We start from the raw sequence: 11,483 nt of genomic DNA, 5'->3' as shown, positions 1-11,483 counted from the left end.
TGTAGGTCAGCCGCATTTGCGGTCGTAGCTCTTATCGTTTGAATTGACCGAAAATCCAAGCAGGGCCACGTTGAAGCCCACTTTGGTGCTCGATTGCACGGTAGAGGATGTTGAGAACCGGCGCGAGAGCGAAAGCTCAACGCGTAGACATTCGTTGCGGTATTCTAGGCCAAGACCGGCCTCGGACGTTTCGCCACTGACGGCGTCAAACTGCCAATCCATCATACCGGTCCAGTGGCGGTTGATGCGGTAACTACCATCAAATTTCATGTCGGAGATGTCCTTGTCGCGGGATTCTGCGAGGTCTTTTTGCAGCCAGATGTAGCTGGCGTCCAGCCACAGACGGTCGTTGGTCCATCCCAGACGCGCCCCGACTTTGTCCAGATCTCCCTGGTTGTCCAGCAACGCACGTCCCGTAAACAGCAATCCGCTTTGGTTGCTAAGTTGTCCGGCGATCAGAAGATCGGATGAGGTGCCGGATAGGCCTGAGCTCTTGGAAAAGTCCGGTTGCACCTCCTGACGGAAAACCTGGCCAAATGTCAGGTTGCCCCGCCATCCGGTGGCGCTGACGCGGGACCAGTTCATGCCTAGAGCTGATGACAGCCCACGCTCGCGCCGATCATAGGACGGGAACCGGGATAAAGACAGGAGATTGCCTTCATCAAATTCCACATGGGTGCTCTCGTCATTGGCGACATCCAGCATGTCGCCGCCGGTCCACGCCACCTGTGCCACCGGCTCAAGAATGTAGCTTGCGCCGTCCTGACCGGATTTGATCATTGGATAGCGCATATAAGCCGCGACAGAGGGCGCAAATCCGCTGTCAAAGGTGCTTACCGAACTGTCGTTTTCGGTACGATAGGCGTCAAATGCCACTGCGCCTGTAACACCTGTGCGCAGTCCATTGCCTAGGGTCCAGTCGCCAAGCCATTGTACATTTGCATTGGCCCGGCCGACGTCCCGTCCCGCGTCACCATCTTTTGTAGAGCGGCGCTGGTGAGCGTGCGCTTCAACGCTGGTGCGCAACTCGCCGCCCCATATGTTGAGATACCGACGTTCGGTTTCCGCCTTAAGTACAAGGAACGGGATTTCGTCGTTGTCCTCATCTTCGCGCAACGTTTGGTAGTGGTAGGCGGCAAAGCGGGTGTTTTCCGTCCGGCTGGCGCGGGCGATGGTGATGTCGCTGTTGAGGCGGTCTTCATCCGAATAATCATAGTCTGTTAGATAGGTGTCATCTGACACCGCCTTTAGATCAAACGTCAGTTTGTAGTCCTGCCCCAATTGGAACAGGCCCTCGGCAAAGACATAGCCACGGATGATGTCGGTTCTGATGTCGTCGTCCGAAATGGCGCCGTCGAGCTGGATGCCGCCGCGTTCAAAGGCCTGACGGTAGCGGAACTCCATAGTGCGGGTTTTGGAGGACAGATAGGGCGAGAGCACTAAGTCGCGATCGGTGCCCCAAGGGATGAAATACGGCACTTTCACGCCGTAACTCAGCAGACTTGAGTGGTTGAATTCCGGGATCAAAAAGCCTTGCGCCCGGTCCAACGTTGGGTCCGGCATGCGCAAATGCGGGAAGTAGAACACGGGCACGTCCCGCACGAGCACGCTCGCGTGGTCAAAGTAGAGTTGTTTTTCGAGTTGGTCGTGCACCACGCGACGGGCGCGGATGCGCCACAGGGGAGGTTCGCCATTCTCACAAACGTGGCAAGAGCTTACAGTGGTTTTGTCAAGCACGCTGTAGCGACCTTCAACCCGTGTTAAGCGGGCGGCGGCCAGTTGCACCTGATCCGCCATGACCACGCGGGCGCTGTGGATGAGACCATTGCGAAGTTCGGCGTCCAACTCGGCAGCATCGGCGACCACGGATATGGACTCGCCCTGGGTGATGCGGATCGGGCCAACCAAAGAAATTTCACCGGTCTTGTCGTTGTAGGTGATTTCCTTGGCGATCAGGCGTACGTCATCTGTCAGCGCCTCGACATTGCCGCGGGCGATCAGCAGGCCGTCGGCCGTCAGGTTGACCGAATCCGCCACAAGAACCACGTTTTGTGGTTCCTTTTTTGCGGCTTGCTGTGTGGCGCCTGATGGCTGTGCGGATTGGGCAGGGGCTTCTGAAGGCTGTCCCAAAATGAGGGCCGTTGCGGCCAAAACGGGGCACAGGAAGCGCGGAGAGATCGTCATCCGTCCTCCATATGCAACAGCAGGCCAAGAGCCAACAGCACACTTGCAATCGGCGGCGCCCAAGCGGCGAGCATCACTGGGATTTGACCGTTTTCTCCGAGGATCTGGGCGAAGTTTCGGATGAAATGCAGGCTAAAGCCAATCAACACCGAGGTCAGCACGGCGATGCCGGTGCTGCCAAAACGGGTGTGGCGCATGGTGAAGGCAGAGGCCACCAGAACCATGGCCATCAGGAAGAGCGGTTGGGCCAGTTCCATTTGCAGCCAGACCTGATGGCGGCGCGCAGAGAAGCCGGAGTCGTTGAGTTCCTCGATAAACGCCGGGAGTTTCCAGATCGAGATGGAGGACGGCGTGCCGAAGCGCTCGCGGATGCGATCTGCGGTCAGGGTGCTTGGGAAAGTCACCGCGTCTTCACGTGTCGGTTCTGCGCCTTCATTGATGCCGACAACTAGCGGCCAAGACCGCACGTTGGACAGTTCCCAGCCGCCTTCCACCAAACGGGCGGAATCAGCTTCAATGCGTTTTTGCGGTCCGCCTTCCAGCGCGTAGGTGACAATGGTGATGTCGAGAAAGACAGAGGCATCGGCGTTGGTGCTACCGGCGTGAATTACTGCATGGCCCGCTTCGCCGCCCTGACGCAACCAAATGCCCTCATCCGACAGTGACAATGCGCTGCGGCCGCCGGATTTCAGCATGTCGCTTTGCAGCTCATATTGCACAGAGGTGGCGGCCACGATGGGGTTGAGCGTGGTCACGGATAAAAGGCCGATGATCAAGGAGACTGTGGTGGGCGAGAGCACCGAAACAATGCCGGAGCGCCCGGCGGCGCGGACCACAACCAGTTCAGAGCTTCGGGAGAGATTGATGAACAGCGCGATCGTGGCGAGGATCACAATCAGTGGCATGAGTTGGTAGAGGCTTTCCGGCGTGCGGAGCAAGGTGAGGTTCAGGACTTTGCCAAAACCTACGGTTTCCACATCATAGCGGCGGATTTGCTCCATCATGTCGACCAACACGGTCAACACAAAGAACACAGTGCAGATGCCAATGAAAATCCAGAGGAACTTACGTGCGAAGTAAATGTGCACGGTCATGTTGCAGCCCTCCGGCGCCACCGAATAGGGTTGGCGGAGAGGTAAAGCAGAATACCAGCAATTACGAAGCCAAGAGAACTTGGCACATACATCAATGGCCAAAGCTCCGGGTTGGCGCGGACCGGATCGGCAATGGCGTTTTTCATGGCTTCCAGAATGACAATAATGACAAAGGCGGCGATAATTTGTCGCCACACCCCAAAACGGCTGAACCCGCCAGCCAGCAACATGGCAAAGCCAATCAAGGCGAAACTTATCGTGGAGAGCGGCATCGCAAACCGATCATGTAAATCCTCGGTAATGCCTCCGATACTCTCTCCCGTTTCCTGTGCAATGGCTTCCTTGTTTCCGATGATTTCCCAAGACGGAAAGTGCTTAGCTGAAACCCGCGGTGCAGACCCCGGATCAATCAGGGAACTGATGTCATAGGAAAAGTCAGCAAAGTTAGTGGTCATCAGCGTGTCAGTGTCGTGCCGGTGCAGTTGCGCCAACCCATCAACCATAACGAGCTTAGGGCCGCTTTCATCCTGCACCAGATAGGCGTCGGACGCGGTGTATGAGGTGGAACGACCTTCGGACCGGTGGTCGGCCAGAAACACGTCCTTGAGCACACCGTTTGGGGTGATTTCACGGATGTAGAACGTCACGCCATCTGCGGGATGCAGGAAGGTGCCATCGGTCAGCAGGCGGGCGGTCACATTTTCAGTGATTTCTTTTTGCCGCTTACTCAACTCGGCATTGCTTGTCGGTACCAGAAAATGGGTCAGGGCGGACAGCATCAGGGCGGTGATTACGCCGAAAATTGCGACAGGGCGCGCAAGGCGCCAGGGGCTGAAGCCGGTCGCCTGCATGACAGTCAGTTCACTTTCGCTCGACAAGCGGTTGGTCACATAGACCGTGCCGGCAAACACAGCGATGGGCAGCACCAAACGGATCACGTTGGGTAGCGTCAGGACCGACAATTCCAGAAAGACGGAGACATTTTGGCCGCTGGCAATCAGTTGATCAAACAGCGACACCGCACGATTGACCCAGTAGACGGACACAAGGATCAGCGCAAAAAAACCGAACAGAGTCAGGAGTTGCGACAGGATATATCTGTCGAATCTGCTCACCTGCTAAGAATCCCCCGAACCTTATTATTGAGCGGCACTTTAGGGGAAATATCCGGGTGGCGAAACTGCTATCTGGCGATGTGCTCTGGTCAAGCGAGAAGGCGCGCGTTAGGTGTTTCAAAACGCGATTTTGGAGGTATGTGATGCGCCCTGTGACGATTTCTTTTGAAGAGACCAAACTGGATGAAATTGGCAGTGTGGAAGGGCGCATTGCGGTCTTTGTACCGGCAGAAGGCAATCTGGATCAGGGCGCGCGACGCCTGAACCGCTTGACCCGTGGCGCCGTAGAGCGTCTGCGGGAGGACAAGGCCGAAGACGCCAGCCTCGGCACTGTGTTCAGCTTGTCCTATCCGGCGGGCGTAGCGGCTGAGGCTGTGGACGTTGTGATCCTGCCGCGTCGTTGTTCCGTCGAGGACGCCCGCAAAGCTGGTGCGGGTCTTGGGAAGGTCCGTGGCAATGCCGCGCTGACTGTTCTCGCAGGCACGAACCCGAAAGCGGCAGAAATCGCTTTTGGCATCGCCATGCGCGATTATGGCTTTGATGATCACAAAACTGCAGACGCCAAAGAGGACGCGCGTGCTGTGACCATGATGGTGAGCAAGCCGGACGAGGTGGAAGCGGCCGCTGCACCTTTGTTGGCCGTTGCGGAAGGCACTTTCTTTACCCGTGACCTTGTGAACGAGCCGGCAAATGTTCTGACCACAACAGAGTTTGCCAATCGTCTGGTTGCGCTGAAAGACATTGGTCTTGAGGTTGAGGTTCTGGAAGAAGACAAGCTCAAAGAGTTGGGCATGGGCGCGCTGTTGTCCGTTGGGGAAGGCTCTGAGAGCCCATCCAAGGTTGCGGTGATGCAGTGGAACGGCGGCGAAAAAGACGCGGCGCCGTTGGCACTGGTGGGCAAAGGCGTGGTGTTTGACACCGGCGGTATTTCTCTGAAGCCGGCCGCAGGCATGGAAGACATGACAATGGACATGGGCGGCGCAGGCGTTGTGGCAGGCGCCATGAAAGCTCTGGCACTGCGCAAGGCAAAGGCCAATGTAGTGGGCCTGGTTGGGCTGGTGGAAAACATGCCATCTGGCCGCGCAACCCGTCCTGGCGATGTGGTGACCTCTATGAAAGGTGACACCATTGAGGTGATCAACACCGATGCTGAGGGGCGTTTGGTGCTGTGTGACGTGATGCACTACGCGCAAGAGCGGTTTAAGCCAGCCGGTATGATCGATTTGGCCACGCTGACCGGCGCGATCATCATTGGCTTGGGGCATGAAAACGCTGGCGTGTTTTCCAATGACGACGCGCTGTGCAACGGGTTCCTGAAGGCCGCAGAAGCCGAGGGCGAAGGCGCGTGGCGGATGCCGCTGGGCAAAGGCTATGCCAAACAGCTGAAGTCGCGGATTGCAGATGTGAAAAACGTTGGCGGCCGTCCGGCGGGATCGATTACTGCCGCCGAGTTCCTGCAGCGGTTTGTGCAGGACGGCACGCCGTGGATTCACCTCGACATCGCCGGGGTGGCCAGCGTGAAAGCTGAAACTGCGCTGGCGCCAGCAGGGGCCACCGGTTGGGGCGTGAGCGCACTGAGCCGCTTGGTTGCGGATAAGTTTGAGGGTTAAGCCTTGGGCGCGGCCTATTTCTACCATCTGACCCAGAATTCCATGGAGGTCACCCTGCCGCGTCTTTTGGAAAAGGCGCGCGGGGCCGGGTGGAAGATTGTCGTTCGAGGGCGCGACGAAGGCCGGATGGATTGGCTGGATCAGAAACTGTGGGCTTTGGGGGACACAAGTTTTCTGGCCCATGGTTTGGCGGGCGGGCCGCATGATGCATTGCAGCCGGTGTTATTGACCACGTCGCCGGAGATCCCGGATGCTATTGGCTGCGTGATGAGCGTGGACGGCGCCGATGTGAGCGCAGAAGAGGTCAATGCGGTGGAGCGGGTTTGCATCCTGTTTGACGGGCACGACCCAGAGGCGGTGCAACATGCGCGGGGTCAGTGGAAGGCACTGACCGATGCGGGCTGTGCGGCGCAATACTGGTCCGAAGAGACTGGTAATTGGCAGAAAAAAGCTGAATCCGGAGGCGGTTAGGCGTCAACCTTAACGTGTCAGAATAAGCTTGCTGCCGGTGATGGTGATCTGATCGAAGAGTTGGAGATAGCTCATGCCCAGGAGTGACTGACCCATCTCACCCTCGTTGACGCTGGCCCGGACATTTGTGTCGACGTAGTCCCCCAAAGCCACTTCCTCCAACCGCACCGGCGCGATGCGCACTTCGCCATTGGCGGTCATGGCGCGGCCAAAGTAGGGCAGGTTGTCTGGGTCCAGACCGGCGCGGCGGGCATCCGCTTGGGTCAGAACCACGTCAGTGGCACCGGTGTCGACTACAAAATTCACCTCCGCACCGTTCACGGACAGTGTGGCATAGTAGTGGCCGTCATTGCTACGTGGGATTTCGATGCGGCCTTCGTCGGCCAAAACCACCTGAGTGGGGGTAACGGTGCTGCGGATGTCTTCCCACATGCCAACTGCGGCGATGGCGCCGAGAAAGATCAGCGCCCAAATGGCGCCGTAACGCAACGTTTGGCCAAGGTTGATGCGACCGGAGCCTATGGTCCAGATCAAAACCATAACCAGCAAAAGCAGCAGGTAGGCGAGGTTTCCGAAGGAGACGTCTTCCATGGGGTTAGCCTGCAAATCCGAAGTTTTTGAGCCCGTCCAGAATGAACTGCACCGCCAGGGCCGCCAGCAACATGCCCAGCAAGCGGGTGATGACAGTGATGCCTGTGCGGCCCAACAGGCGCTCCAACGCGCTGGCTGTCAGGAACAGTGTGAAGACAATGGCCAAGACGAGCGCCGCCACGGCGAGGACCGAGAGAGTGGTCTGAATGCCGGTGTCTTGGCCCGCGAGCAGAATGACCGATGTGATGGCGCCGGGACCGGACAGCAGCGGAATGGCGAGCGGGAAAATCGATGGATCTGGATAGTCTTCCTCGGCTTCTTCCGCCTGATCTTCGCGGCGTTTGGTGCGGCGTTCAAACAGCATGTCCAACGCGGTCAGGAACAACAAAATGCCGCCAGCAATGCGGAAGGCAGGCATGGAAATGCCGATGCCGCCAAGCACCGCTTCGCCCAAAAAGGCAAAGATCGACAGGATGACAAAAGCAGTCACACAAGCGCGGATGGCGATTTTGCGGCGTTCCCGTTGCGGTACACCCTGAGTGAGGGACACAAAGATCGGGAACAGCCCGATAGGGTCGATGATCACAAAAAGCGTTACAAAAGCCGTGATGAAGGCGGCGCTGTCCATGGTGGTTTTTAGCTCCAGTCAGTGGTGAAACAAACGCTACGCTCAGGCTTCTGCTTTTTCCAGCTTTTCCAGTGCCTTCATCCAAAGATCTTCGGCGCGGTCCTGGGCATCCCGGACTTCGGCGTATTTCTTTTGCCAAACTTCCATCTCGCCGAGCTTCTCGTCTTCGTAGAGCGTCGGATCGGCCAGCTTCTTGGCCAGCTTGTCCGCCATATCATTGAGCTTCTCGACGCGCTGTTCGGATTTGCGCACCTCCGCCCGCAGCGCGAGGATGTCATCTCGGCTGGCGCGTTTGGGGGTTGGCTTGGCTTTTGGCTTGGAACTGACTGGCTTGTCGGCGGTGAGCAGCAGCTTTCGGTAGGCCTGTAGGTCTTCTTCATACGGCTTCACCGTTCCGTCTTTGACCAGCCACAGGCGATCCGCCACCAAAGTCAGCAGGTGCATGTCGTGGCTGACCAAAATCACGGCACCGGAATAGGCGGTGAGGGCCTCGACCAGCGCTTCACGGCTTTCGATGTCGAGGTGGTTGGTGGGTTCGTCGAGGATCAAAAGATGCGGCGCATCCAAGGTGGCCAGCAGGAGCGACAGGCGCGCTTTCTGACCTCCGGACAGGCGACCCACTTCGGTTTCCGCATGCGCCGCGCCAAGGCCGAACCCTGCCAGACGTGCCCGCAAACGGGCCTGACCTTCAGCGGGGCGTTCCCGCATCAGGTGCTGGATCGGGGTTTCGTCGACGTAGAGCTCATCCACCTGGTGCTGGGCAAAGAAGCCGATGCGCAGTTTGGAGGAGGTTGTGAACTTGCCGCTCATCGGTTCCAAGCGGCTGGACAGCAGCTTCGCCAGCGTCGACTTACCCTGACCGTTTTTGCCCAACAAGGCGATGCGGTCGTCTTGGTCAATGCGCAGGTTCAGTTTATCGAGCACCACCGTATCACCATAGCCGGTCGAGCCACCTTCGATGGCGATGATGGGTGGCGACAGCTCTTCGGGCTTGGGAAAAGTGAACACCACACGGGCCGCATCTTCAGGCGCGGTGATCGGTGTCATTTTCTCCAACATCTTTACACGGCTTTGGGCCTGTTTGGCTTTGGACGCCTTGGCCTTGAAACGATCCACAAAGGCTTGCAAGTGCTCGCGTTGCGCCTGTTGTTTCTTGGCCGCCGCGGCCTGCACTGCACGCTGCTCCGCGCGTTGTTTGGCAAACTGATCGTAGGTGCCGGTGTAGTAGGCCAGCTTGCGCTCATCCAAATGCAGGATCGCGCCGACGGAGCGGTTGAGCAACTCGCGGTCATGCGAGATGATCAGCACGGTGTGCGGGTATTTGACCAGATAGTTCTCCAGCCACAGCGCGCCCTCGAGGTCGAGGTAGTTGGTGGGTTCGTCCAGCAGCAGGTAATCCGGCTGTGAGAACAGTACTGCCGCCAGAGCCACGCGCATGCGCCAGCCGCCGGAATAGGCAGAGCAGGGCAGTTGTTGATCCTCATGGTCAAAGCCCAGGCCTTTGAGGATGGAGGCGGCGCGGGCCTCGGCACTCCAGGCGTCGATGTCGCTCAGACGGGTCTGGATCTCCGCGATGCGATTGGAATCAGTGGCGGTTTCAGACTCGGCCAGCAAGGCCGCCCGTTCGGTGTCGGCCGCCAGAACCGTGTCGATCAGCGAAACGTCGTTGGAGGGTACCTCCTGCGCAACGCCGCCGATGCGGGCGCGCTGGGGCAGGGTGATGCCGCCGCCTTCCAAGGACAACTCTCCACGGATCAGGCGAAAAAGTGTGGTTTTGCCTGCGCCATTGCGGCCAATCAAACCCACTTTGTGGCCTGTGGGAATGGTTGCGGAAGCGCCCTCAAACAAGGGGCGGCCTTCGACGGAATAGGAGATGTCTGAAATCTTAAGCATGGGGCGGGTTTGGCGCAGTATTGCGACGGCGTCAATCATCGCTTTTCAAGTCCGCAAACCCGTGGTATCGGAGCGCCAATTCGAATGCTGGCCAGACGTGGTGTCTGGCCCTCACTTTAATGGAGATACAGACATGGCTCTGGAACGCACCTTCTCGATCATCAAACCTGATGCCACCCGCCGCAACCTGACCGGCGCAATCAACGCCAAGTTCGAAGAAGCTGGCCTGCGCATCGTTGCACAGAAGCGCATCCACCTGACCAAAGAGCAAGCGGGCGTTTTCTATGCGGTACACGCTGAGCGTCCATTCTACGACGAACTGTGCGAATTCATGGCGTCTGCGCCAATCGTTGCACAGGTTCTGGAAGGTGAAGGCGCGATCGCGAAAAACCGCGAAGTTATGGGCGCAACCAACCCAGCAGACGCGGCAGCCGGCACCATCCGCGCCGAGTTCGCAGAATCTGTTGGCGAAAACTCTGTACACGGTTCTGACGCACCAGAAACCGCAGCGGTTGAAATCGCATACTTCTTCTCCGGTCTGGAGCTGGTGGGCTAAGCCTACCGGTTTTACCGAGAACGACATGGAAACGCGGGAGGGCAACCTCTCGCGTTTTTCTTTTGTGGCGATGTTGAGTGAGGGGCCAGCCCCTCACACTCCCCGGGATATTTGGGGAAGGAGAAGGCGGGGTTTAGGCTTAGCGTTTTTCGATCACGCCAATCATGTTCAACGCCGCCTCAAGGTCTGAACGACCTTTGTCATGGGACTTGGCCTTGAGCGCGTCAAAGCGTTTGCGCAGGGCGTCTTTTTCTTTGCCCTTGCAATCGTTCCACGGACGGCCTTGCAGACCCATCACCAGAACATAATAGCCAATGAAATGCGGTTTTGTGCCGGTCTTGAGCAGACGGGCGTAGGTTTCATCCGCGCCCAGTGTGCGGACTTCTTCCGCAGTAAAAATACCGGCGCGGGCGCAGGCCTCTTCATAGGCTGGGCCCAGGTTGCGAATGCTGGAAATTGGCTCTGACATGGCGGCACATTAGACCGCAGGGTCAGGCAGGGGCAAGCGATGCCCACAGCATTTAAACTGCAAATTGCGGCGTGTTTAGATCATTGCCCAATCGCTGAAGATTGGCGTGTTGCTTGGCGCCGGTTTGGACTGTTTTTCCGGCTTACGTGGCTGGTCTTTCTTGGACTGTGACATGGTATGCCTCCTTTGATGTCATGCAGCACACCTCCCTTTCCCAAACGTGGAGATCGCCAGCACATGTAAGAATGATTTTAAGGATCAAGGTGCAGCGGTGATGCCGGAAATGGGGCGTTTTTGTGCGGATCGGTTAAGAGTTGAGGCAAAGGTGATTTGGGTTTGTACGGGTTTGAAAGCGGCTTGAGGTGAGTTGTGGGGGGGGATTTTTGGCTTGTACTCAAATGGTTACGCCTAACTCCTGATTTCGCGCTCCCAAAGTTCCCACGGTCTATGTGAAGAATACAGGAGGCTAAAGGTTGTTTCTCTTGCACATAGATCGCGTTGATGGCTTTGTTAAACCAACGTGATTTGAAGAGATTTGTTGGCATTTCCACCTCGTGGAGCCCTGTAATTGGGCAGAGTTTTAAAATGCCTCAGCAACAGATTGGACCGGCAAGATGGCCACAAAAGCGGAATTGGAAGCGGAGCTGAAGCAGTTGCGGGCGGAGCTCGCGGCGCGGGATGCTGCGGCTCAAGTCAAGGAAACCTCTGAGGTGGTTGCAGAGCCAGAGATGGATGACGAGTCGCCAAGTTTGGAAGCGGACATCGGAGAGATCCTATCCGAGTTGGAAGAGTTTCCGCACAAGCAGCCTTTGATGTTTGCGCTGGGGGCTTTTGCCGCGGGCTACCTGATTGGCCGGATGAAATAGGAGCAG

11 protein-coding genes are annotated in these 11,483 nt (G+C 57.6%); 4 read left to right on the top strand and 7 right to left on the bottom strand.

What is annotated here, in order from left to right:
* Positions 1 to 6: 6 nt before the first annotated feature.
* The 3 genes from lptD to lptF are packed head-to-tail and all read right to left on the bottom strand — an operon-like array spanning position 7 to position 4,393.
* Complete coding sequence (gene lptD, locus MK208_RS05740; protein WP_294114813.1) at positions 7 to 2,184, bottom strand: LPS assembly protein LptD; 2,178 nt, start codon at positions 2,182 to 2,184, stop codon at positions 7 to 9.
* Positions 2,181 to 3,278 (bottom strand): LPS export ABC transporter permease LptG, encoded by a 1,098-nt coding sequence (gene lptG / locus MK208_RS05735; protein WP_294114811.1) that lies wholly within the window; start codon positions 3,276 to 3,278, stop codon positions 2,181 to 2,183. The genes lptD and lptG overlap by 4 nt, the downstream gene beginning before the upstream one ends.
* Positions 3,275 to 4,393 (bottom strand): LPS export ABC transporter permease LptF, encoded by a 1,119-nt coding sequence (lptF, locus tag MK208_RS05730; protein WP_294114809.1) that lies wholly within the window; start codon positions 4,391 to 4,393, stop codon positions 3,275 to 3,277. Before lptF ends, lptG begins: the two co-directional genes overlap by 4 nt.
* Before the next feature lie 143 nt (positions 4,394 to 4,536).
* Here lptF and MK208_RS05725 point away from each other — a divergent pair, with 143 nt between their 5' ends.
* Both MK208_RS05725 and MK208_RS05720 read left to right on the top strand, forming a co-directional pair.
* On the top strand, positions 4,537 to 6,003 hold the full coding sequence (locus MK208_RS05725) for a leucyl aminopeptidase (protein WP_294114808.1): 1,467 nt from the start codon (positions 4,537 to 4,539) through the stop codon (positions 6,001 to 6,003).
* 3 nt (positions 6,004 to 6,006) lie between these two features.
* Positions 6,007 to 6,474, top strand: coding sequence for a DNA polymerase III subunit chi (locus MK208_RS05720; RefSeq protein ID WP_294114805.1), 468 nt, complete (start codon positions 6,007 to 6,009; stop codon positions 6,472 to 6,474).
* 9 nt (positions 6,475 to 6,483) lie between these two features.
* On the opposite strand, the gene MK208_RS05715 is transcribed toward MK208_RS05720, so the two are convergent.
* The 3 genes from MK208_RS05715 to MK208_RS05705 are packed head-to-tail and all read right to left on the bottom strand — an operon-like array spanning position 6,484 to position 9,586.
* Positions 6,484 to 7,065 (bottom strand): TIGR02281 family clan AA aspartic protease, encoded by a 582-nt coding sequence (locus tag MK208_RS05715; RefSeq protein WP_294114803.1) that lies wholly within the window; start codon positions 7,063 to 7,065, stop codon positions 6,484 to 6,486.
* A gap of 4 nt (positions 7,066 to 7,069) precedes the next feature.
* Positions 7,070 to 7,693, bottom strand: a complete 624-nt coding sequence (locus MK208_RS05710; RefSeq protein ID WP_294114801.1) for a MarC family protein — start codon at positions 7,691 to 7,693, stop codon at positions 7,070 to 7,072.
* 42 nt (positions 7,694 to 7,735) lie between these two features.
* On the bottom strand, positions 7,736 to 9,586 hold the full coding sequence (locus MK208_RS05705; protein WP_294114799.1) for an ABC-F family ATP-binding cassette domain-containing protein: 1,851 nt from the start codon (positions 9,584 to 9,586) through the stop codon (positions 7,736 to 7,738).
* A gap of 133 nt (positions 9,587 to 9,719) precedes the next feature.
* Here MK208_RS05705 and ndk point away from each other — a divergent pair, with 133 nt between their 5' ends.
* Positions 9,720 to 10,142 (top strand): nucleoside-diphosphate kinase, encoded by a 423-nt coding sequence (gene ndk / locus MK208_RS05700; RefSeq protein ID WP_294114797.1) that lies wholly within the window; start codon positions 9,720 to 9,722, stop codon positions 10,140 to 10,142.
* Positions 10,143 to 10,281: 139 nt separating this feature from the next.
* Here ndk and MK208_RS05695 read toward each other — a convergent pair whose 3' ends face one another.
* Positions 10,282 to 10,611 (bottom strand): TfoX/Sxy family DNA transformation protein, encoded by a 330-nt coding sequence (locus MK208_RS05695; RefSeq protein ID WP_294114796.1) that lies wholly within the window; start codon positions 10,609 to 10,611, stop codon positions 10,282 to 10,284.
* A gap of 614 nt (positions 10,612 to 11,225) precedes the next feature.
* Here MK208_RS05695 and MK208_RS05690 point away from each other — a divergent pair.
* The gene (locus tag MK208_RS05690; RefSeq protein WP_294114794.1) at positions 11,226 to 11,477 is read left to right on the top strand and encodes a hypothetical protein; all 252 of its coding nucleotides are present in this window, start codon (positions 11,226 to 11,228) and stop codon (positions 11,475 to 11,477) included.
* The last annotated feature ends 6 nt before the right edge of the window (positions 11,478 to 11,483 follow it).

This window comes from Shimia sp. (assembly GCF_022448905.1).
In the GTDB taxonomy this organism is placed as follows: domain Bacteria; phylum Pseudomonadota; class Alphaproteobacteria; order Rhodobacterales; family Rhodobacteraceae; genus Shimia.
This window is presented reverse-complemented; position numbering and strand designations above follow the sequence as displayed.

What these genes read in the sequence shown, in the direction of transcription:
- MK208_RS05715 (WP_294114803.1), bottom strand. Translation starts at nt 7,065, where the DNA reads ATGGAAGACGTCTCCTTCGGAAACCTCGCCTACCTGCTGCTTTTGCTG.
- MK208_RS05710 (WP_294114801.1), bottom strand. Translation starts at nt 7,693, where the DNA reads ATGGACAGCGCCGCCTTCATCACGGCTTTTGTAACGCTTTTTGTGATC.
- MK208_RS05725 (WP_294114808.1), top strand. Translation starts at nt 4,537, where the DNA reads ATGCGCCCTGTGACGATTTCTTTTGAAGAGACCAAACTGGATGAAATT.
- lptD (WP_294114813.1), bottom strand. Translation starts at nt 2,184, where the DNA reads ATGACGATCTCTCCGCGCTTCCTGTGCCCCGTTTTGGCCGCAACGGCC.
- lptG (WP_294114811.1), bottom strand. Translation starts at nt 3,278, where the DNA reads ATGACCGTGCACATTTACTTCGCACGTAAGTTCCTCTGGATTTTCATT.
- MK208_RS05690 (WP_294114794.1), top strand. Translation starts at nt 11,226, where the DNA reads ATGGCCACAAAAGCGGAATTGGAAGCGGAGCTGAAGCAGTTGCGGGCG.
- ndk (WP_294114797.1), top strand. Translation starts at nt 9,720, where the DNA reads ATGGCTCTGGAACGCACCTTCTCGATCATCAAACCTGATGCCACCCGC.
- MK208_RS05695 (WP_294114796.1), bottom strand. Translation starts at nt 10,611, where the DNA reads ATGTCAGAGCCAATTTCCAGCATTCGCAACCTGGGCCCAGCCTATGAA.
- MK208_RS05705 (WP_294114799.1), bottom strand. Translation starts at nt 9,586, where the DNA reads ATGCTTAAGATTTCAGACATCTCCTATTCCGTCGAAGGCCGCCCCTTG.